The following is a 21,304-nucleotide window of genomic DNA, read 5'->3' on the forward strand; positions in this document are numbered from 1 at the left end:
GTCTTTGCTGAATTACCTAATAGACTTTCACCCTGTACTGATCCGCCAGTTTGATCTCTTCTTATATCCATGATCTTCCCTTAGAATCTTTTGTCACTCTCTTTAAAGCTGGTATTAAACCGCCCCAGTTTACCGATGAGGAAAAACCATACCGCATCGTAAACTGTGATCGCCTGAAACGGCTGATTTATTACAGTTACAAATACCCGGATCCATTAAAAGCTCTTTGATACACAGATATCAGGCACGATACTGGTACTTGCTTGAACCACTGCCATCCACTGAGTGTAGGTGAACATCGAAGCCCCATAGATAGCGCAGATGTTGAAGAATGCTCTCTGTTGTATCCTGCTTCAGAGGGCGGTTTCTATGCATATCGTGCCGCAATGACAAAGATCGGTCTCCGCGAACATTGACGTTGTAGACCTGAATGTTTGGCTCCCTGCGGCCCAGATTGTACTGGGCTGACAGGGATTCTCTCAGAGCCCTGTAACCTGGTTCATTGTGGATGGCTTTCACTTCCAGGTAAGTTTTCTGATCATTGTCATTAATGCAGAACAGGTGCATATCCCTTATTACTTTTGGCGAGAGATACTGCAGAATAAAACTTTCATCCTTGAAATTCTTCATGGCGAAGTGAAGAGTATCCAGCCAGTTGCTGCCAGCAATATCAGGGAACCACTCCCGGTCTTCTGCCGTTGGTTCCTCACAGATTCTACGAATATCCCTGAAGATATTGAAACCTAATGCATAAGGGTTGATGCCGGAGTAGCGCGGATCATCAAAATCCGGCTGAAAAACAACATTACTGTGTGAATGCAGAAACTCAAAAATATAACCTTCAGGAATCAGCCCTTCGTCGTACATATCGTGCATCAGGGTGTAATGCCAGAAGCTGGCCCAGCCTTCATTCATAACCTGAGTCTGACGCTGCGGATAAAAATACTGAGCAATCTTTCTGACAATTCGTATCAGCTCCCGCTGCCATGTTCTTAATAATGGAGCATTTTTTTCAACAAAGTAGAGAATGTTTTCTTCCGGGTCTTTAGGGAAACGGGTGATATTCGATGTTTCCGCTTCCTCTTTAACGGGAATAGTTCGCCATAGGTCATTCAGATTTCTCTGGATATACTCTTCACGCTCAATAGCCTTGGCCTTTTCATCTGCGGCAGATACTGGGTTGGCCCGCATGTATCGATTAACGCCCTGATTCTGAAGGGCATGACAGGCATCCAGTAACTCTTCAACAGCATCTACACCATATTTCTCCTCACACTGGGCAATATATTTTTTTGCGAAGAGAAGGTAATCAATAATGGAATCGGCATCGGTCCACTGCCGGAACAGATAATTCCCTTTAAAAAAGGAGTTATGACCATAGCAGGCATGGGCGATAACCAGAGCCTGCATGGCCATGGTGTTCTCTTCCATGAGATAGGAGATACAGGGGTTGGAGTTAATCACAATTTCATAGGCCAGCCCCATACGGCCACGCTGGTAGTTCTGAAGGTTGCCCAGGAACTGTTTGCCAAAGCTCCAGTGGTTATACATAAGTGGCATACCTACTGAAGAATAGGCATCAATCATCTGCTCCGAGTTGATGATTTCAATCTGGTTACGATAGGTATCCAGCCGGTATTTTTCTGCCAGGCGGGCAAACTCAAACTCGTAACTTTCCAGAAGCTCGAAAGTCCAGTCAGAACCAGTCGACAGTGGTTTCTTATCAGGCATTCTGACCCTCTCTCTTTTCGAACAGGCGGCGGAACACCGGGTAAATATCGTGTTGGCTGGTAATTTTCTGCATGGCAAACCGGTCAGGGTAACTGCCTTCTAGACCCTTATAGGTGTACCAGAGATTCTGTGGCTGATCAGCGATCTCGACATAGGCAAAATACTGGCTGTTGGGAAGTATCTGCTTAACGATGTGCTTTTCACATTTACTGTTGTCACCATCCCAGTTATCACCGTCCGAAGCCTGGGCCACATAGATGTTCCACTTCTGTACCGGATAACGCTCGGCGATAATTTCACCCGCCAGCTTGAGTGCAGTTGAGACCAGGGTTCCACCCGACTGCCGTGAATAGAAGAACTCTTCCTCAGTGCATTCCTGGGCAATCGTATGATGGCGGATAAAAACGACTTCTAAGGACTCATAGTTGCGTTGAAGAAACAGGTACAGCAGCATAAAAAATCGCTTGGCAATATCCTTGATGCTCTGGGTCATGGAGCCTGACACATCCATAACGCAGAACATTACTGCCTTGCAGGATGGCTGTGGAACCTTGACCATATTATTGAAACAAAGGTCAAACTCATCGATAAAAGGTAAGCGCCTGAGCTTCTGGTTCAGATCCTTGATCTGCTGGCGCAGTTCTTCCACTTTTTCCTTTTCCGCCGGTTCCGGACTGACCTCCAGTTCTCTAAGCTGTCTGCGCAGGGCACGAATTTCTCTACGATCTTTTCCACCAAGTGCAATTCTGCGGGCATGGGCCTGCTTGAGGGACCGGATAACGTTTATCCGGTCCGGTGAGCCTGCATTGGTGAACCCTGCCCGGCGGTACTTGAACTCTGTTGAGTCTTTCAGCTCCTTGCGGACAAGGTTGGGAAGTTCGAGATCTTCAAACACATAATCCAGGAACTCTTCCCGGTTAATCTGGAAGACAAACTCATCCATACCTTCGCCGCTGTCACAGGCCTGTCCGTCTCCTGTTCCCTGGCCTCCGCTGGGAGGAGGACGATTAAAGCGGTCACCGGATTGAAACTCCTTGTTACCGGGATGGATGTGTTCGACTTGCCCTCCCTGACCATGGCTGAAAAATGGTTCGGTCAGATCCTTGCGGGAAATGGAAACATCACTGCCCCTGTCCGTATCCTTGATGGAACGGTGATCAATGGTCTCCTGAACAGATTTCTTGATAACGTTTTTGTAGCGCCTGAGAAAACGCTGCCGGTTAACCGTGCTTTTTTTTCCGGCATTAAGACGCCGGTCGATAATGATGCTCATGGGCGCAATCCCTGTTCAGCTTACTGGGATTTGCGAACCCGGATATACCATTCGGAGAGCAACCGCACCTGCTTTTCTGTATAGCCGTGCTGAACCATACGGTTGACAAAGTCAGCATGCTTTTGCTGGTCGTACTGGGAAGCCTTGGCATTAAAGGAGATAACCGGGAGCAGGTCTTCAGTATTGGAGAACATCTTCTTCTCGATCACTGAACGCATCTTCTCATAGCTGAGCCACTCCGGATTCTTGCCGTTCAGGCTGGCACGGGCACGAAGGACAAAGTTGACCACTTCGTTCCGGAAATCTTTGGGATTGGCAATACCGGCAGGCTTCTCAACTTTTTCCAGCTCTTCACTCAAGGCGTTGCGATCCAGAATCTGGCCGGTGTCGGGATCACGGAATTCCTGATCCTGAATCCAGAAATCGGCATAGGTAATGTAGCGATCAAAAATATTCTGGCCGTACTCGGAATAGGATTCCAGGTAGGCGGTCTGGATCTCTTTGCCCAGGAACTCGATATATTTGGGTGTCAGGTAACCCTTGATAAAGCCGAGGTAACGATCTTCCATTTCCTTGGCAAACTGCTGCTGCTCAATCTGCTGCTCCAGGACATAGAGAAGGTGAACCGGATTGGCTGCGGTTTCGGTAGGATCAAAGTTGAAAACCTTGGACAGGATTTTGAAAGCAAAGCGGGTGGAAAGCCCTTCCATGCCTTCATCAACACCGGCAATATCCTTGTATTCCTGCAGGGGCTTGGCATTGGGGTCGGTATCTTTCAGATTCTCACCATCGTAGACCTTCATCTTGGAGAAGGTTGATGAGTGTTCCGGCTCCTTGATCCGGGAAAGAACAGAGAACTGAGCCAGCATATTAAGCGTGTCAGGGGCGCAGGGGGCATCATGCAGCGAACTGTGCTGCAGCAGCTTTTCATAGATTTTCACTTCTTCACTGATACGGGTGCAGTAGGGCACCTTGATGATATTGACCCGGTCAATAAAGGCTTCATTGGTTTTGTTATTGCGAAATGCCTGCCACTCTGACTCGTTTGAATGGGCCAGAATAATTCCTTCATAGGGCAGGGCACCGAGTCCTTCGGTACTGTTGTAGTTACCTTCCTGGGTAGCCGTCAGCAGCGGGTGAAGCACTTTGATGGGTGCCTTGAACATCTCAACAAATTCCATAATGCCCTGATTAGCTCGGCAGAGTGCACCGGAAAAACTGTAGGCATCCGGATCATCCTGACCATATTCTTCCAACTGTCGTATATCCACTTTACCGACCAGGCTGGAGATATCCTGGTTGTTTTCATCGCCCGGTTCGGTTTTGGCGACTGCGATCTGGTTCAGTCGGCTGGGGTGAAGCTTTACCACTTTAAACTGGGTAATATCACCGCCATATTCTTTAAGTCGTTTGGCTGCCCAGGGCGACATAACATACTTCAGATACCAGCTGGGTATTCCGTATTCTTCCTTCAACATCGGGCCATCTTCAGCCGGATCAAACAGACCAAGAGGGGACTCGAAGACTGGAGAACCTTTGATGGCATAGAAGGGAATCTTTTCGATTAACTCTTTCAGCTTTTCAGCCAGAGACGACTTGCCGCCACCGACCGGTCCAAGCAGGTAAAGAATCTGCTTTTTCTCCTCCAGTCCCTGGGCGGCATGTTTGAAGAAATCCACCAGCTGTTCAACCGGCTCTTCCATACCATAGAAGTCATCAAATGCCGGATACCGTTTGATCAGTTTATTTGAAAAAATTCTGCTGAGGCGGGCATCTCTAGAGGTATCGATCACTTCTGGTTCACCAATTGCCAGCAGCATACGTTCAGCGGCACTTGTATAAACACTTTTGTCTTCCTTGCAGAGATTCAGGTAATCCCGAATGCTCATCTCCTCCTGCTGAACAGACTCAAATCGTTTCTGGTAATGGGCGAACAGTGGCATGTTTGGACACTCCTATGGCAACCGTTGAACGGTATGGAAGTGGCTGCAATAAAGACGGGAAATCTGGACAGCTTCAGGTCAATAAAATGAATGCCTCAAGCCCAGAGGATATTCTGTGGAATCCATGGTGAGCCGGGTGCTGAGGGAAAGCTGTTCTGAGTTGTTTGTAGGTTCTTTGGGGTGCTTAAGGTTTAACTGAAGCCCTTTGGCAAGGGCTTCAGTTAAAGACAGTGAATGTTTTCGGGCCAGATAATACAGTCTGCTGTCCAGAGTACATCGAACAGATACCGAATGGGGTTCATGCTCATTGAGTTCAGAGACAACCATTCTCATCTACCTGCAGTTTGGTTTTGCCTTGCCAGTATAGATGCCTTGAGGATTCGTCTTATAAAAGAAAAAGTGGAACTGTGACTCATATACCTTTGTCAGGAATAAAAAAGAGAATTGTTAGACCTGTTAGATGAAGGCGTAACGGATACCCATACCAAGAAGAATCAGGGCTAACAGCCGTTGCAGCAGAATCTCTGGTAAACGCTGTCCAAGTTTGGCCCCCAGATGAATAGCGGGTAACGATCCAATCAGCAGTGATCCCAATAACAAGAAATCAACATTACCCAACAGAAGGTGGCCAAATCCAGCAACCAGGGTCAGTGGTACTGCATGCGCAAGATCCGTTCCAACAACTCTGACTGATGCAAGGGCAGGGTATAGAACCAAGAGTACCGCTGTACCAAAAGCACCGGCTCCAACCGATGACAAGGTAACGAGAACACCTAGTAGAAAACCCATGATAAAGGTCACAACCTGAGCATGCCCCTGAAGCCAGCTAACCATCCCCTGGGTTTGATCAGATTTTACGAATTTACGACGTGACAGCAGAACCAGTGCTGTCATGATCAACATAAAGCCAAGACTGCTGGTAAGAATCCGCGCATAGGCATCACTGTTATTGAACCAGTTGCTCAACAGCCAGATGGTCATTAACGATGCAGGTATGCTGCCTGCAGCAAGACGTGCAACGATTGACCAGTCTATGGTGTGCTGCCGGTGATGCACTACAACACCACCGGTTTTGGTGATAGCTGCGTACATAAGATCGGTGCCGATGGCCGTGGGCGCCGGGAAGCCAAACAGCAGCAGTAACGGTGTCATTAATGAACCGCCCCCGATCCCTGTGAGGCCCACCGCAAAGCCAACTCCAGCTCCGGCAAGAATGTAAAGTAAAGCATCCATAACTATCTATTATTGTCTAGGGTTATAAATGTTTTGCAGTTTGGTCAAAATCACGATTAAACCCTCTCGTTTTCTAGGTTGCTGGCAAATGTATCAACCAACATCTATTCTTCTAAGTAATATTTATTTATATTTTTATACCTACGTCATATATAGAGTTGGGTACAGGTTGATGGGAGACCACGAATGAAGCTGCAACAGCTACGGTATATTTGGGAAGTTGCCCATCATGACTTAAATGTATCGGCCACGGCTCAGAGTCTTTACACTTCTCAGCCAGGAATCAGTAAGCAGATACGTTTACTTGAAGATGAGCTGGGGGTTGAGGTTTTTGCCAGAAGCGGCAAACACCTGACCCGAATTACCCCTGCTGGTGAAAAAATCATAGAAACCGCCGGCGAGATTCTTCGTAAGGTAGACTCAATCAAGCAGGTTGCACAGGAATTCAGTAATGAGAAAAAAGGTACGCTTTCCATAGCGACAACACATACTCAGGCTCGTTATGCACTTCCCGGCGTAATTCAGGAATTTATCAGCAAATACCCCGACGTTTCCCTCAATATGCATCAGGGAACACCAACCCAGATTTCTGAAATGGCGGCAGATGGCACTGTGGATTTTGCCATTGCAACAGAAGCTCTGGAGATGTTTTCAGACCTGATTATGATGCCTTGCTACAAGTGGAATCGCTGTATCCTGGTTCCAAGAAACCACCCTCTGGCGCAGTTACCCCGCCTGACCCTTCAGGATGTTGGGCAGTATCCAATTGTGACCTATGTCTTCGGATTTACCGGGCGCTCCAAGCTGGATGAAGCCTTTATGAAAGAGGGGATTGCTCCCAAGGTTGTATTTACTGCTGCGGATGCGGATGTCATCAAAACCTATGTTCGACTCGGGCTGGGAATAGGTATCGTCGCTAAGATGGCTTACAGCGAAGAACTGGATCATGATCTGATTCCACTTGATGCAACACATCTATTTGAGCCCAGCGTAACCCAGATTGGTTTCCGCAGGGGTACATTCCTGCGCGGGTTTATGTATGACTTTATCAAGCAGTTTGCTCCTCACCTGACAAAAGAGCTGGTCGATGAAGCAGTGCTTCGTCATAACCGGGCTGATATGGAAGAGGTTTTCCAGCACCTAGATCTACCAACACTGTAATGAGATGTTCTCTACCCAGATGTAAAAAAACCGGCGTAACAGCCGGTTTTTCTTTAGGAGTTATATCACTTATCTGGCTGACTCAAAAACTTCCTTAACAAGTTTGAAATAAATTGTATAAACCTCAGGCTCAGGTTCTCCCCGGTCAACAACGAAGAAGGGGGCTTTGGTCACACCTAAAACATAAGCAAGCTGTGCCCCCTGACTCTTTGGATCGTTCTCCCTGGCTTCTAGAACCTCATCAATTCTGCTGATATAGCCAGATTCTTCCAGTTTCTGCATCACCTGGTCGCACTTTTTACAGGAGCTTCCATCCGCCAGAACTTTTTTCACCATGGTGATTTTCATTGTGCACTCAACCTCCCGGCTTCTCCGGTGATATTGATTTTCTAGTTGTGAGATACAGAAAATTCTACAAGCCTGTGTTAGCACCGGATAATAATATAGTGACATAAACATATAACCGGCGTTGTATTTCTGGTACTTAACAAGTTGCCTGCCTGCTAAGGCAGAGTTAGAGTGCACAAACAAGAACAACATAATAACGATAAGCGGAGAGTCAGTGTGGAAATAGCATGCCTGGATCTGGAAGGTGTTTTGATTCCTGAAATCTGGATACGTTTTGCAGAGCAGACCGGTATTGAAGAACTCAGGGCTACAACCAGAGATATTCCTGATTATGACGAGCTGATGAAGATGCGCCTCTCAATACTGGATCAACATGGTCTTGGGATTAAGGAAATCCAGGCGGTTATCGCTGAAATGTCGCCTATGCCAGGGGCTCGCAGTTTTCTTGACTGGCTCAGGGAACGGTTCCAGGTGGTTATTCTTTCCGATACTTTCTATGAATTTGCCCAGCCTTTAATGAGACAACTTGGCTTTCCAACACTGCTCTGTCACAGGCTGAAAGTGAACAACAGCGGTCGTGTGGAAAGTTATATTATCCGTCAGCCAGATCCCAAGCGCTGTTCGGTACGGGCTTTTCATGACCTGAATTATCGGGTTATTGCTGCCGGAGACTCCTATAACGATACCTCGATGTTAAAAGAAGCCGAGCAGGGGATTCTGTTTAAGGCGCCACAGAATGTTATTGAAGAGTTTCCACAGTTTCCTGCCGTTCATACCTATGAAGAATTGAAACTTGAGTTTTGCAGGGCAAGTAACAGAGATATCGAGCTGTAAAAATGAAAGAGGAGAAAAGGGCGCCCTTCAGACTCCCTTTCTCCTCTGAAAACGGCTAATCATAATGATTCCGTTGTTCTGGGATGTCGCTGAGATACTCAACAAACTCCACCTCAAAGCCGTCAGGATCAATGTAATAGATATTGTTTCGGTAGGGTGAATCTGCACCATCTTTGCTGGGCTGGAAGCCTGATTCAGCCAGACGTGCCTTCAACGCCTGTAGATCGTTAGTGATAAATGCAAAGTGGGCTACCCCAACCTGGGCTCCTGTAAGGTCACGGTTCGTTCCTTCACCATGATCGCTGAATGCCAGGTAGTTATAATCATCACCAAAATGAATCCACTTTCTTGGCTTCCCATACCATTCCCCCTCGCCTCCACCGCGAACATGCCAATGTGGGAAGGCTGCCTTGTAGAACTTCAGGCTCTTTTCAAGATCACTGACAACCAAGTTTAAATGTTCCAGATGCATCATGTTTGCTCTCCCTCTTTTCTGTTTTATGACAGTATCTACAGGGTAAAACCTCAGGTTAACTTGAGGTAAAGTATTATTTTCACTTTCCGGAGAAAAAGATGGATGTGCCAAATCTCACGGTCGGCAAAGTGGCAGAAAGGTGTGGGGTGAAGGTTTCAACACTGCACTTCTATGAAGAAAAAGGGCTGATAAGAAGCTGGAGAAACCAGGGCAACCAGCGCCGTTATAAACGTGATGTGCTCAGACGTATTTCCGTGATCAAGGCTGCTCAGAAAATGGGAATCAGTCTGGAAAATATCCGCCAGGCTTTATCCTGCCTCCCTGATAGTCGCACTCCCAATAAAAAGGACTGGGAGAAACTGGCCAACTTCTGGAGGGAGGATATGAATCAACGTATTGCCTATATGGAAAAGCTGAGGGACTCACTGACAGGGTGCATTGGATGTGGGTGCTTATCGATGGAGACCTGCCCGATATATAACAATGAAGACGAGTTATCCAAGCAGGGAACTGGAGCCATTCTTCTAGAGAAAGAAGCTGGAGAATAATTCATCCCGCATGAAGCCATATAATGGCTTCATGCGAGAATGACGATTAGTTATGAAAATTGCTTTCTAACCCTTTGACCAGATTGCGGATTTTTGTCAAAGACTCTTCATACTCACTATCACAGTCAGAGTCAGCCACGATAGCACCGCCCCCCCAGGTATGAATATTCTCGCCATCGGCCATCAGAGAGCGGATGGGGATATTGGTATCCATGGTTCCATCACAGCTGATATAACCGATGGAGCCGCAATAAACGGCACGAGCCTCTGGCTCAAGCTCTCTGATAATTTCCATGGATCGGATTTTCGGGGCGCCGGTGACTGAACCGCCGGGGAAAGCATCACGCAGTAAATCAATATTGGTTCTGTCATCACCAAGCTGGCCGGTAATGGTGCTGACCATATGGTGTACGTTAGCGTAACTTTCCAGACCAAACAGGATGGGAACACTGATACTGCCAGGCTGACAGTTTCGTCCCAGGTCGTTGCGCAGCAGGTCAACAATCATCAGGTTTTCTGCCCGGTCTTTTGGGCTGTTGAGCAGTTCATCCGCAAATACCTGATCTTCGTCTTCTGTTTTGCCACGAGGACGCGTACCTTTGATCGGCTTGGTTTCAATATGGCCCTGCTCAGATTTTAACAACCGTTCAGGTGAGTGACTGAGAATTTTGACTTCCGGATAGTCCAGATAAGCGGAGAAGGGAGTCGGGCTGAGTTCTCTCAGTTTCTTATAGGCTGTTAATGGCTCACCGAGATAAGTGGCCGAAAACCGCTGGGTAAGATTCACCTGATAGCAATCACCTGATTGAATCCACTCCTGAATCTGCTCGAAAGAGTGGTTATACCGTTTCCGGCTAATATCCGGTGCGAAAGGCTGTTCAAGGGAAAAGCTGGGTGATTCAGTTGGTTCAACTTGTGCTTCCAGCACTTTCAGGATCTGTTCGATCTTTGCTCTGGCAATATCGTTATGAAAGAACAGCTGCGTGGTTTTCTTCTCGTGATCGGTAACAATGCCCCAGAGATAGAGTCCAACAATCATATCCGGAGCACTGTGCCTGCGTGGCGGAACCTTGGTTGGTTCCAGCAGATTATTCAGCTCATAACCCCAATATCCTGCAAGCCCGCCGGTGAAGGGAAGATCATGGTACTCCAGCGGTGTTATGCCATGCAGCTGGGTGTCCAGGGCTGCGAAAGGAGACTGGTCTGATTCCGTTTCGACACCTTTTGCGGTATCCAGGATATAGGTTTTTCCATCCCTGACCGTAGTCACCAGCTCGGGAGCTGCGGTAATGATATCAAACCGACCGTTACTGCCTGGCAATGAGCCACAACTATCCAGCAAAAGGGCATAACCAAGGGAGCTTATACGATCAAGCCATTCACAGGGATTGGTCAGATAGGGGAGCTGAGAGGTCTGTAAAGACTTTAGGGGAAGTTGAGGCACAGAGAAAACGCCATCTATGTATCGTGCAAAGTATATCCGGATTGTACTGATGCTGCGCCAAGGTTCAAAGCAACACATCAATAAACAAGAGTAAAAACAACAAAAATGTATCTTTCAAGAATATTATTGATTTGTCGCCTTTTTGTCAGCGACGTTGGTATGCGTGGTAGTGATAACACAGAGCCACGAGCCCAGCGAAGTACATAGCACGGAAGTTTATGACTATAAATTTCTTTTAACTCTGGCTAATTGTTGACAATTGGCCTTCTAAAAAGATTTGACCCTCAGTAAAAACCCTTATAGGCTCATCGCACACTGACCAATTGTTGACAATGATAAATGTCGGTAGATTCTCCTCGGACATTGTCCGATCAACTGTTTGAAAAGCTTCAGCATGCCATTGTTCGCGGCGATCTTGCTGCGGGTATGCGCCTTAGCGAGGCAGAGCTGGCCAGCCGCTATGGCGTCAGCCGGGGTCCACTGCGCGAAGCCATTCACAGGCTTGAATCCCGCAAGCTGGTTGTTCGAACACCTCACAGTGGTACCAAAGTTGTTTCTCTTGGACAGAATGAATTGCTGGATATCTACCAGATTCGGGAAGTTCTGGAAGGGCTGGCCTGTCGTCTGGCAGCTACAAAAATGTCTACAAGCCAGATTGATCAGTTGTACCGACTTTTGGAAAGCCATCAGCAACAGTCTGATCTCCAGGAGGGTATCGCCTACTTCCAGCAGGAGGGCGATCTTGATTTTCATTACCGCATAGTAACTGGTTCCGGAAACCAGCGATTGATCGATACCCTGTGCGGCGAGCTTTACCATCAGATTCGTATGTATCGTTACCAGGCCAGCACCGGCGGCAACCGTCCGGTACATGCTTTTAATGAGCACCAGCATATTGTTGATGCGCTGGCAGATGGTGATGGGGAGATGGCAGAGCTTCTTATGCGGCGCCATATTCGTACGTCCCGACTGCGCCTGGAAAAAACTTGGAATAACAGCAGATCAAATCCGGTATCTGCGGTTAATAAAAACAACAAAACCGAAGAACGACAGGAAACTGTATTATGACCTCACCTCCAACAGGATCATCTGCAGGATCAGCAGGCCGTCGTTTCCGCAACGCTGTATCGGAGAATAATCCCCTGCAGGTTGTCGGAACCATTAACGCCTATACCGCCATGATGGCAGAAAAGGTTGGCCATAAGGCGATCTACCTCTCCGGAGGTGGAGTTGCCAACGCCTCTTATGGTTTGCCCGATCTGGGCATGACATCTCTGAATGATGTGCTGGAGGATGTCCGGCGCATCACCGCGGCCTCAGAACTGCCTTTACTGGTTGATATCGATACTGGCTGGGGTGGCGCTTTCAATATCAGTCGTACCATAAAAGAAATGGAACGTGCTGGCGCAGGTGCCGTTCATATTGAGGACCAGGTTGCCCAGAAACGCTGCGGGCATCGGCCAAACAAAGCCATTGTCAGCAAGAAGGAGATGGTTGACCGGGTGAAAGCAGCGGTTGATGCCCGAACCGACAATGACTTTGTGATTATGGCCCGTACCGATGCTCTGCAGGTTGAAGGTATGGGCTCGGCTATTGAAAGGGCCTGCCTCTGTGTTGAAGCCGGTGCCGATATGATTTTCCCGGAAGCCATGCATACCCTGGATGATTACCAGCAGTTTGTTGATGCGGTAAAAGTTCCTGTTCTGGCCAATATTACCGAGTTTGGTGCCACACCACTGTTTAACTGCGAGCAGCTGGCTGGAGCCGGTATTGATCTGGTGCTCTACCCGCTGAGTGCTTTCCGCGCCATGAACAAAGCAGCGCTGAATGTTTACCAGACACTGCTGGATAAAGGCAGCCAGGAATCTGTGCTGGAAACCATGCAGACCCGTATGGAACTCTATGATTTCCTTGGGTATCACGACTACGAACAGACTCTTGACCGCCTGTTTGCCGAAGAGAACGAGTAATAAACAGGTCGTCCTTTCACTGCAATAAAAACAATAATTGATTGGAGACGTTTTATGTCTGAGAAAGTTTTGAGTGGAGCCGGTTTAAGAGGGCAGAGTGCAGGTTCAACAGCTCTTTGCACCGTCGGTAAAAGTGGCACAGGCCTGACTTATCGGGGTTACGATATTCATGAACTGGCAACCCATGCCACTTTTGAGGAAGTCGCGTACCTGTTGTTCCATGGTGAACTGCCCAATGCCAACCAGCTGGAAGACTATAAAGCCCGGCTGCGCGGTATGCGTGGTCTGCCCAATGGGCTGAAGAAAGTTCTTGAAGAGGTCCCGGCCGATGCCCATCCCATGGATGTGATGAGAACCGGTTGTTCCATGCTGGGTAACCTTGAAACCGAGCAGAGTTTTGAACAGCAACAGGATATCGCAGACCGTCTGCTGTCTGTTTTCCCATCAATCCTGCTGTACTGGTATCGCTTCAGCCATGATGGTGTACGCATTGATACTGAAACCGATGATGACAGTATTGCCGGGCATTTCCTGCACCTGATGCTTGATAAGAAGCCCAGCGACAATCATCGCCGCTGTATGGATGTTTCGCTGATTCTCTATGCCGAGCATGAGTTTAATGCGTCTACATTTACTGCTCGTGTCTGCGCCTCAACCTTATCCGATATGCACTCCTGTATTACCGGAGCAATTGGTTCCCTGCGAGGACCTCTGCATGGTGGTGCCAATGAAGCGGCCATGGAGATGATCGAGAAGTACAGCAGTCCGGAACAGGCCAAAGAAGAAGTTCTTGGAATGCTGGCCCGAAAGGACAAGATTATGGGCTTTGGTCATGCCATCTACAGCACATCTGACCCGCGTAACAATATTATCAAGGGCTGGTCGAAGATCCTGGCCGATGAAGTCGGTGATACAGTTCTCTATCCGGTTTCCGAGATGGTGGAAAAAGTGATGTGGGATGAGAAGAAGCTGTTCCCCAATGCAGACTTCTTCCATGCGTCTGCCTATCACTTTATGGATATTCCAACCAAGCTGTTTACCCCGATATTTGTCTGTTCGCGCCTGACCGGCTGGGCTTCCCATGTGATGGAACAGCGAGCCAATAACCGAATAATCCGTCCATCTGCCGATTATGTTGGCCCAGAGCCACGCAGCTGGGTTGCTATCGACGCACGTTAACCTGACAAGTATTTGAGTAGAAGAATTAAAATGAGCAGCAACGTTGATCTGAATAACCGGCCTGATTACGACCAGGTCATCCAGGATATAGCCGATTATGTCCTGAACTTTAAAGTGGAATCCGAAGAAGCACTGGATACCGCCCGTAACTGCCTGATGGATACTTTAGGGTGTGGCCTCCTGGCCCTGCGTTTCCCGGAGTGCACCAAGCATCTTGGCCCTATTGTTGAAGGAACGACTGTTCCCAACGGTGCCCGTGTTCCTGGTACCCAGTTCCGTCTAGATCCGGTAAAAGCCGCCTGGGATATTGGTTGTATCGTGCGCTGGCTCGATTACAACGATACCTGGCTGGCAGCAGAGTGGGGCCATCCTTCCGATAATCTGGGCGGTATTCTGGCCGTGGCGGATTACCTGTCTCAAAAGCGGGTATCTGAAGGTAAAGACCCTTTAACCATACGTGATGTGCTGGAAAGCATGATCATGGCCCATGAAATTCAGGGTTGTCTGGCTCTGGAAAACTCCTTTAACCGTGTTGGTCTGGATCATGTGGTGCTGGTGAAAGTGGCTTCAACAGCTGTTGTCGCACGTCTGCATGGTGCCAGCCGGGAAGAAACTCTTTCTGCTCTGTCCCACGCCTGGGTGGACGGTCAGAGTCTGCGTACCTACCGTCATGCACCTAATGCCGGTTCCCGTAAGAGCTGGGCTGCTGGCGATGCCACTTCCCGTGCTGCACGTCTGGTAGATATTGCCATGCGCGGCGAGATGGGGATTCCCGGGGCATTAAGTGCACCGCAGTGGGGGTTCTATGATGTGTTGTTCTCCAAGACCAATAAAGACCAGCATTTAAAGCAGGAAGATGAGCGTAAGTTTGCCTTCCAGCGAGATTACGGTTCCTACGTAATGGAGAATGTGCTGTTTAAAATCTCTTTCCCCGCAGAATTCCACGCTCAGACAGCAGCAGAAGCTGCCGTTGCTCTGCATGAGCAGGTAAAGGGCAGGGTGGATGAGATCGAAAGGGTTGAGATGACCACCCATGAATCAGCCATCCGGATAATCTCCAAGGTTGGTCCTCTGGCCAACCCGGCTGATCGTGATCACTGTCTGCAGTATATGGCTGCTGTTCCGCTATTGTTTGGTGAACTGGTTGCCGAGCAGTATGAAGATGGTTTCCATAATGCCCATCCTGAAATCGATAAGCTGCGCGACAAGATGGTAATTATCGAGGATGAGCGCTACTCGAAGGAGTATCACGATCCGGATAAACGCTCAATCGCCAACGCAATCCAGGTATTCTTTAAAGATGGAACCTTTACCGAAAAGGTTGCTGTGGAATATCCGATTGGCCATCGTCGTCGTCGGGAAGAAGGGATTCCTCTGCTGGAAGATAAGTTCCAGGCCAATCTTGCAACCCGGTTCCCGGCAGGCCGTAGTGAGCAAATCTTTGATCTTTGCAAACAGCAGCAGAAACTGGAAGCCACTCCGGTTAATGCCTTTATGGATCTGTTTGTGATCTGATTAATACGGTATTTGATAATTGGCAACCACCAGCAGATGAAAGCCCTCAGAGCGGGCTGCGTTTGACCTGTAAGCGTAAAGAATATAAATAGTCATGGAGTTCTGTTCAATGTCTCACCGTGTTCCTCTATTTGTTAACAACACCCATGTTGACTCCCGAGCGGAAGGTGTCATACCCGTCACCAATCCGGCTACAGGTAAAATCCTCTCTAAAATTCCTTTAACAACCACCAGTGAAATGGAACAGGCTATTGCCGGAGCCAAAGAGGCTTTCCAAACCTGGCGTAATGTTGCTGTTCCTGAACGTTCCCGCCTGATGCTGCGTTACCAGGCTTTGATAAAAGAGCATCATGATGAGCTGGCAGAAATCCTCAGCCAGGAAACCGGCAAGGTTTTTGAAGATGCCAAGGGAGATGTCTGGAGAGGAATCGAGGTTGTTGAGCAGGCGGCCAATATTGCCCCGATGCTGATGGGAGAATCCGTCGAGAATGTTGCCACAGGTATTGATACCGTCAGTTATGTGCAGCCAATGGGTGTCTTTGCTGGTATTACTCCTTTTAATTTCCCGGCCATGATCCCTCTGTGGATGTTCCCTATGGCCATAGCCTGCGGGAATACTTTTATTCTCAAGCCTTCAGAGCAGGATCCCCATACACCAATGCGTCTGGCCGAACTGTTTAAGGAAGCGGGAGCGCCTGAAGGTGTTCTGCAGGTTGTTCATGGCGGCAAGGATCAGGTCAATGCCTTGCTGGAACATGATGACATCAAGGGTGTTTCCTTTGTCGGCTCAGTTCCTGTTGGCCAGCATGTCTACAAGACAGCAACAGATAACCTGAAACGTGCCCAGTGCTTTGCCGGGGCCAAGAACCATATGGTGGTTATGCCCGATGCTGACAAGCAGCAGGTTATCAACAATATTGTTGGAGCATCTGTCGGCGCAGCAGGGCAGCGCTGTATGGCTATCAGTGTTGCGGTCTTTGTTGGCAGTTCCCGTGAATGGATTCCCGAAGTTCGTGATGCCCTGGTCAAAGCCCAGCCCGGTGCCTGGAATGATGGCTCTGCCGCTTTTGGTCCGGTAATCAGCCCTCAGGCCAAGGAACGGGTTCTTTCCCTGATCAGCAAGGGCAAGGAAGAGGGAGCACAGTGTCTGCTGGATGGTTCTGACTGTACTGTGCCTGGTCATCCTGACGGCAACTGGATCGGCCCCACGCTGTTCACTGGAGTGACAACTGATATGGCCATATATAAGGAAGAAATCTTTGGCCCTGTACTCAGTTGCATGGAAGTGAACAGCTTCGATGAAGCTCTGGAGATTGTTAATGCCAGCCCTTATGGCAATGGGACATCAATCTTTACCAACAGCGGATCGATTGCCCGCCGTTATCGCCATGAAGTGGAAGTCGGTCAGGTTGGTATCAATGTTCCCATTCCTGTGCCGCTGCCATTCTTCTCATTTACCGGCTGGAAAGGTTCGTTCTACGGGGATCAGCATGCTTATGGCAAGCAGGCAGTACGGTTCTATACCGAAACCAAGACTGTAACCAGCCGCTGGTTCGATCGCCCAGTGGATTCCGGTCCCAATATGACTATTCATCTGAAATAGCCTGATAAGAATAATGACAAAGAGAGGGCAAATATGAAGATTGCATTTATTGGCCTGGGAAATATGGGATATCCCATGGCTGTCAATCTGGTGAATGCCAGCTTTCCGGTTATTGGTTATGACCTGTCAGCCATCCAGGTTCAGAATTTCACAAATGAAGGCGGTGAAGTTGCTGAAACTCCGGCAGATGCTGTGCGGGATGCTGATGCCGTCATTTCCATGCTCCCTAATGGAGATATAGTTCGGAACCTGTACTCAGGCGCTGATGGGTTGTTCGCCAAAGTAAAACCGGGCACTTTGATTGTTGATTCCAGCACAATCGATATGCAGACCGCTCGAGATATGGCAACAGAAGCCCAGGAGCGGGAATTGATGTTTATTGATGCGCCGGTATCCGGCGGAACTGCCGGTGCAGCTGCCGGTACGCTGACTTTTATGGTGGGCGGCACCACGGATGCGCTTGAGCGCGCCAGGCCTGTTCTTGATGTTATGGGCCTGAATATTTTTCATGCCGGTGATGCCGGTAATGGCCAGTTGGCAAAAATGTGTAATAACATGCTGCTTGCTGTTCATATGGCCGGCACCGCTGAGGCTTTGGCGTTGGGTGCAGCCAATGGTTTGAAGCCTGAGGTTTTGTCCAAAATTATGAAGCAGAGCTCAGGGGATAACTGGTCATTGCAGAAGTACAATCCGGTTCCTGGCGTTATGGATGGCGTTCCTGCCAGCAATAATTATGAGGGTGGCTTTATGGTCAATCTGATGCTGAAGGATCTTGGCCTGGCACTGGAGGCAGCTACCGCCAGTCAACAAACTACTCCGCTGGGAGCTTTGGCCCGTAATCTGTTTGCCTTGCATGCCGGAAGCGGGCAGGGTGGTAAGGACTTTTCAAGTATTTATAAGATGTTTGATAATTCCTAATCATCTGTATCCCATTTACCTGTTGGCAGGAAATCCTACCAACAGGTTGTCCCTCTTCTTTTACCAACTCATGCCATATATGTTTTGCTCATCAGTGTTATTGTCACGCTGACAAAACCACGTAATTGATAAAGTTGAAATGAAAGCCTTTCATAAAAGAACGCTGCCTGCGATTCTGGTTTCTTTTGCGCTAATTTCCCCCGGGTTAAAGTCAGACTGGTTCTGTCACAATGATTTTGTTATGGCTCCACTGAAAAAGTTGACCTGCTGTTAAGCATCAATCCTGCAAAAAAACGGGAGCACTAAGATCCCCGATTTTTGATCAACCACTCATATGTCGTGGTCGTTGATTATAAGTAAATCCTAGATGATTCTTGCCGCCCGGCTTCCTGTCTTCTTTCTGATGGGGGTAGGTTTATGTCCTTCGACAGCGCTGCGTTTTTCATCAAGCTTTAATCTGATATGAACCTGGCCAGGACTGTTGGATAACACATCCTTCGGGTTCTGAATTATATCTATTGTGAAGCCATTACTATCTGGCTCCAGGCCGTCTTCAAGTAATTTGTTATAGAGTGCATCCCATATAGCGGTATATGCGCTGATGCTATTAATAACTACATCACAGCAGAGATATGTTCCTGCAGGAACTATCAGGTTGGCTTGTTTATTGTCATTTACGTGTCGGCCTATCCAGAAAGTCTGGGCGTTGTAGTTTTTACCCAGATCTGATGTTTTACCAATAATAAGAGCCGGCTCGGGTTTGTCCTTAAGTTTGCGCTGATAAAACGAATCAAGGGCATCAAACCAGATTTGATCAATTTCCTCGACACTGGCAAATATTTCCGGGCTATGTTCTACACGAAAGACAATATTTTTGGCCAGTTCTGCTTCAATACACTGATCACTCTGGGATTTGGGATGACCAAGTTTGAGCAGCAGCTTGTCTTTAAGCGTGGAATCTTCACTATTGGATATGGCGCGAATTTCACTGGCTGACATGCCCACTTCCCGGCGCAGGTTCTTGGCCAGAGCCTGTGAAGACGAAAAACCAAACCGCATGGCAACTTCTATGACAGAAGAGTTTTCCTGCAACAGGTGATTAATAACCCTTCTGGTTCTCAGCCTGCGAATATACTGGCTGGGTGTTTCCTGAAATACCGCACGGAACATTCTATGAAAATGAAAAGGTGAAACCGCACTTTCTTCTGCAACTTCCTCCCAGGATGGGGGAGGTATGCGTGTAATTGTTTCCTGAAGAAAATCAATGGCCCGTTTCATCCGTACCCGCCAGACAGGCGCCAGCGAAGCCAGAAGATAATCTTCCGGTACCATGTTCGCATAAGATGTAGGTGCAGCCATTTTTTCCGTTACGGAGCGATCCAATTTTTTTGCTCCTGATAAATTTCCTGCCAGTTATTATCTGGCTTCATTAGTAATACTCAATGGTGGCGATTCTATAGAAAGGATGTCGCAAAAGTGTGTCAAAACTTGCGGTTTTGTCTGTGAAGTTTACTGGTAAAAAAGATTTGCTATTCCAATTTTCTATGCCGATCCTGTTTATATTGAAATGAGCGGGTGAAATCATGGATAAGCAGGAACAAGATAACAACAGAGATAAAGCTGACCAGAAAGATCAAGCAGCGCAAAAGAACCCTGGTATTACTGCTGAAAAAGATTTTCGTTTAAAAAACAAAAAGCTGAAATATCATGTTAAAGCAGACTGGATGACACTGCATGTTGATAACAAGCCCAGCGCCTCTGTGTTTTATACTGCTTACCTGCTTGAATCTGAATCAAAAACTAATGATCGTCCGCTGACTTTTTTATTTAACGGTGGCCCGGGTTCCGCTTCTGTTTTTCTCCATATGGGCGGAGTTGGTCCGCAAGGAATCCGTTTTGAGGAGGATGGCAGATTGATGCCTCCGCCGGTTCAGACCGAACAGTCTTCAGACTCATGGCTGCCTTTCACAGATCTTGTTTTTGTTGATCCTGTTGGTACCGGTTTCAGTCATACTATTGAAAATGACAAAGCCAAAGAAGGTGAAGAGAAAGCCAAAAAGCAGCAGGATAGTGAGTATTACGGCATCAAACGTGATCTCGATGCGCTGTGCGAGTTTATAAGCCGGTTTTTATCGTTGCATCATCGTTGGCAAAGCCCTCTGTTTATAGCCGGAGAAAGTTACGGCGGCTATCGTGTTGCCCGCCTGGCCCAGCAAATGAACGAACAGCATGGTCTGGGCGTTAACGGAGCTATCCTGATTTCACCGGCGCTGGAGTTCGCGGACCTGGATGTCAGTGACTATGGCATAAGCCATTACCTCAACCTGTTTCCCTCGCTGGTTGCATCCAGTTTTTTCCATGATCGGGTGAAAGGTATTAAGGGCACGCTGGATGATGTGCTGGAGAAAGCAGAGGATTTTGCCCTGACTGATTACGCCAGCCTGCTGGCATCCGGTGATCTTATGCCAGATTCACGCCGTCAACAGATTCTTAAACGGTTTGCCCAGTTTATCGGACTGTCTGTTGAGGACGCTCAGATTAGCGGTGGGCGTATCAGTTTTGAAAGCTTTACCAGGATGCTGCTTCGTGATCAGCATCAGGTTATTGGCAAATATGATGGCACAATAACCGGCATTGATCCTTTCCCGGACCGAAGCAGGCAGGATGCTCCGGACCCGACCCTTTATCCGATTTTCAGGGTTTTCAAAGCTGCAATTAATCACTGGTTACGCAGTGAGCTGAAACTGGATACTGACAGGGAGTATGAGGTTCTGAATGAAAAGGTTTTTGCCCAGTGGAAAGCTGATGAAAAAATGCACGATACTTTTCACCAAGTCACCAGTATGGATGATCTGCGCAAAGGCATGGCCGCCAATGAGCATATGAAAGTGTTTATCTGTCATGGCATTCATGACCTGATTACACCTTACTTTGCTTCCAAACGGTTTGCCCACCAGATGAAACTTCCCCAAGATCATAGAAGCAGAGTCACTTTAAGAAATTACTCTGGTGGACATATGTTTTATGCCAATCAGGCCAGCCGCAAACAGTGGACCAAAGATATCAGCGATTTCTTTAGCCAGACATTGAACAAATGACAGCCCCCCACAAAATTGAAATAGCTTCGTA

The 21,304-nt window shown here is 48.0% G+C and carries 17 protein-coding genes and 1 pseudogene; 10 read left to right on the forward strand and 8 right to left on the reverse strand.

Annotated elements, in window-relative coordinates; translation table 11 throughout:
• Window positions 1-240: 240 nt before the first annotated feature.
• The 4 genes from M3P05_RS18615 to M3P05_RS18630 form a co-directional block, all read right to left on the reverse strand.
• Window positions 241-1,731 (reverse strand): SpoVR family protein, encoded by a 1,491-nt coding sequence (locus M3P05_RS18615; RefSeq protein ID WP_249701607.1) that lies wholly within the window; start codon window positions 1,729-1,731, stop codon window positions 241-243.
• Entirely contained in the window at window positions 1,724-3,004 is a 1,281-nt protein-coding gene (locus tag M3P05_RS18620) for a YeaH/YhbH family protein (RefSeq protein ID WP_249701608.1), read from the reverse strand. Before M3P05_RS18620 ends, M3P05_RS18615 begins: the two co-directional genes overlap by 8 nt.
• Before the next feature lie 20 nt (window positions 3,005-3,024).
• A complete protein-coding gene (locus M3P05_RS18625; protein ID WP_249701609.1) occupies window positions 3,025-4,947 on the reverse strand; it encodes a PrkA family serine protein kinase in 1,923 nt (640 codons plus the stop codon).
• A gap of 456 nt (window positions 4,948-5,403) precedes the next feature.
• Entirely contained in the window at window positions 5,404-6,180 is a 777-nt protein-coding gene (locus tag M3P05_RS18630) for a sulfite exporter TauE/SafE family protein (protein ID WP_249701610.1), read from the reverse strand.
• A gap of 186 nt (window positions 6,181-6,366) precedes the next feature.
• Here M3P05_RS18630 and cysB point away from each other — a divergent pair, with 186 nt between their 5' ends.
• Window positions 6,367-7,341, forward strand: coding sequence for an HTH-type transcriptional regulator CysB (gene cysB, locus M3P05_RS18635; protein ID WP_249701612.1), 975 nt, complete (start codon window positions 6,367-6,369; stop codon window positions 7,339-7,341).
• 69 nt (window positions 7,342-7,410) lie between these two features.
• Here cysB and M3P05_RS18640 read toward each other — a convergent pair whose 3' ends face one another.
• Window positions 7,411-7,689, reverse strand: coding sequence for a hypothetical protein (locus tag M3P05_RS18640; RefSeq protein ID WP_249701613.1), 279 nt, complete (start codon window positions 7,687-7,689; stop codon window positions 7,411-7,413).
• Window positions 7,690-7,905: 216 nt separating this feature from the next.
• Between M3P05_RS18640 and thrH the strand changes: the two genes are divergently transcribed.
• Complete coding sequence (thrH, locus tag M3P05_RS18645; RefSeq protein WP_249701614.1) at window positions 7,906-8,523, forward strand: bifunctional phosphoserine phosphatase/homoserine phosphotransferase ThrH; 618 nt, start codon at window positions 7,906-7,908, stop codon at window positions 8,521-8,523.
• Window positions 8,524-8,578: 55 nt separating this feature from the next.
• On the opposite strand, the gene M3P05_RS18650 is transcribed toward thrH, so the two are convergent.
• Window positions 8,579-8,998, reverse strand: coding sequence for a VOC family protein (locus M3P05_RS18650; RefSeq protein WP_332842030.1), 420 nt, complete (start codon window positions 8,996-8,998; stop codon window positions 8,579-8,581).
• A 98-nt stretch (window positions 8,999-9,096) separates the two neighbouring features.
• On the opposite strand from M3P05_RS18650, the gene soxR reads away from it, so the two are divergent.
• On the forward strand, window positions 9,097-9,546 hold the full coding sequence (gene soxR / locus M3P05_RS18655) for a redox-sensitive transcriptional activator SoxR (protein WP_249701615.1): 450 nt from the start codon (window positions 9,097-9,099) through the stop codon (window positions 9,544-9,546).
• 46 nt (window positions 9,547-9,592) lie between these two features.
• On the opposite strand, the gene pabB is transcribed toward soxR, so the two are convergent.
• On the reverse strand, window positions 9,593-10,990 hold the full coding sequence (pabB, locus tag M3P05_RS18660) for an aminodeoxychorismate synthase component I (protein ID WP_249701616.1): 1,398 nt from the start codon (window positions 10,988-10,990) through the stop codon (window positions 9,593-9,595).
• A gap of 339 nt (window positions 10,991-11,329) precedes the next feature.
• On the opposite strand from pabB, the gene M3P05_RS18665 reads away from it, so the two are divergent.
• The 6 genes and pseudogenes from M3P05_RS18665 to mmsB form a co-directional block, all read left to right on the forward strand.
• On the forward strand, window positions 11,330-12,058 hold the full coding sequence (locus M3P05_RS18665; RefSeq protein WP_249701617.1) for a GntR family transcriptional regulator: 729 nt from the start codon (window positions 11,330-11,332) through the stop codon (window positions 12,056-12,058).
• Window positions 12,055-12,960 carry a methylisocitrate lyase gene (prpB, locus tag M3P05_RS18670; protein ID WP_249701618.1) on the forward strand — a complete coding sequence of 302 codons (906 nt, stop codon included), beginning with the start codon at window positions 12,055-12,057 and terminating at the stop codon, window positions 12,958-12,960. Before M3P05_RS18665 ends, prpB begins: the two co-directional genes overlap by 4 nt.
• Window positions 12,961-13,014: 54 nt before the next feature.
• Window positions 13,015-14,139: a bifunctional 2-methylcitrate synthase/citrate synthase gene (gene prpC / locus M3P05_RS18675; protein WP_249701619.1), complete on the forward strand. Its 1,125-nt coding sequence runs from the start codon at window positions 13,015-13,017 to the stop codon at window positions 14,137-14,139.
• 30 nt (window positions 14,140-14,169) lie between these two features.
• The gene (gene prpD, locus M3P05_RS18680) at window positions 14,170-15,654 is read left to right on the forward strand and encodes a 2-methylcitrate dehydratase (RefSeq protein ID WP_249701620.1); all 1,485 of its coding nucleotides are present in this window, start codon (window positions 14,170-14,172) and stop codon (window positions 15,652-15,654) included.
• Window positions 15,655-15,763: 109 nt separating this feature from the next.
• The gene (locus tag M3P05_RS18685) at window positions 15,764-17,257 is read left to right on the forward strand and encodes a CoA-acylating methylmalonate-semialdehyde dehydrogenase (protein ID WP_249701621.1); all 1,494 of its coding nucleotides are present in this window, start codon (window positions 15,764-15,766) and stop codon (window positions 17,255-17,257) included.
• A gap of 27 nt (window positions 17,258-17,284) precedes the next feature.
• Window positions 17,285-18,175, forward strand: a pseudogene (gene mmsB, locus M3P05_RS18690) (3-hydroxyisobutyrate dehydrogenase); the annotation flags it as partial.
• Window positions 18,176-18,538: 363 nt separating this feature from the next.
• Here the strand turns inward: mmsB and M3P05_RS18695 are convergent.
• Window positions 18,539-19,558, reverse strand: coding sequence for a helix-turn-helix transcriptional regulator (locus M3P05_RS18695; protein ID WP_249701623.1), 1,020 nt, complete (start codon window positions 19,556-19,558; stop codon window positions 18,539-18,541).
• A gap of 200 nt (window positions 19,559-19,758) precedes the next feature.
• Between M3P05_RS18695 and M3P05_RS18700 the strand changes: the two genes are divergently transcribed.
• Window positions 19,759-21,273 carry a S10 family peptidase gene (locus tag M3P05_RS18700; protein WP_249701624.1) on the forward strand — a complete coding sequence of 505 codons (1,515 nt, stop codon included), beginning with the start codon at window positions 19,759-19,761 and terminating at the stop codon, window positions 21,271-21,273.
• The last annotated feature ends 31 nt before the right edge of the window (window positions 21,274-21,304 follow it).

Origin of the sequence: Parendozoicomonas callyspongiae, assembly GCF_023502345.1 — a bacterium.
Taxonomy (GTDB): Bacteria; Pseudomonadota; Gammaproteobacteria; order Pseudomonadales; family Endozoicomonadaceae; genus Sansalvadorimonas; species Sansalvadorimonas callyspongiae.

Bases quoted from the DNA above. Each gene is read 5' to 3' on its own strand.
- M3P05_RS18625 (WP_249701609.1), bottom strand. From the start codon at position 4,947: ATGCCACTGTTCGCCCATTACCAGAAACGATTTGAGTCTGTTCAGCAG.
- prpC (WP_249701619.1), top strand. From the start codon at position 13,015: ATGTCTGAGAAAGTTTTGAGTGGAGCCGGTTTAAGAGGGCAGAGTGCA.
- M3P05_RS18700 (WP_249701624.1), top strand. From the start codon at position 19,759: ATGGATAAGCAGGAACAAGATAACAACAGAGATAAAGCTGACCAGAAA.
- M3P05_RS18685 (WP_249701621.1), top strand. From the start codon at position 15,764: ATGTCTCACCGTGTTCCTCTATTTGTTAACAACACCCATGTTGACTCC.
- cysB (WP_249701612.1), top strand. From the start codon at position 6,367: ATGAAGCTGCAACAGCTACGGTATATTTGGGAAGTTGCCCATCATGAC.
- M3P05_RS18620 (WP_249701608.1), bottom strand. From the start codon at position 3,004: ATGAGCATCATTATCGACCGGCGTCTTAATGCCGGAAAAAAAAGCACG.
- M3P05_RS18615 (WP_249701607.1), bottom strand. From the start codon at position 1,731: ATGCCTGATAAGAAACCACTGTCGACTGGTTCTGACTGGACTTTCGAG.
- M3P05_RS18630 (WP_249701610.1), bottom strand. From the start codon at position 6,180: ATGGATGCTTTACTTTACATTCTTGCCGGAGCTGGAGTTGGCTTTGCG.
- prpD (WP_249701620.1), top strand. From the start codon at position 14,170: ATGAGCAGCAACGTTGATCTGAATAACCGGCCTGATTACGACCAGGTC.
- M3P05_RS18650 (WP_332842030.1), bottom strand. From the start codon at position 8,998: ATGATGCATCTGGAACATTTAAACTTGGTTGTCAGTGATCTTGAAAAG.
- soxR (WP_249701615.1), top strand. From the start codon at position 9,097: ATGGATGTGCCAAATCTCACGGTCGGCAAAGTGGCAGAAAGGTGTGGG.
- M3P05_RS18640 (WP_249701613.1), bottom strand. From the start codon at position 7,689: ATGAAAATCACCATGGTGAAAAAAGTTCTGGCGGATGGAAGCTCCTGT.
- prpB (WP_249701618.1), top strand. From the start codon at position 12,055: ATGACCTCACCTCCAACAGGATCATCTGCAGGATCAGCAGGCCGTCGT.
- M3P05_RS18665 (WP_249701617.1), top strand. From the start codon at position 11,330: ATGTCGGTAGATTCTCCTCGGACATTGTCCGATCAACTGTTTGAAAAG.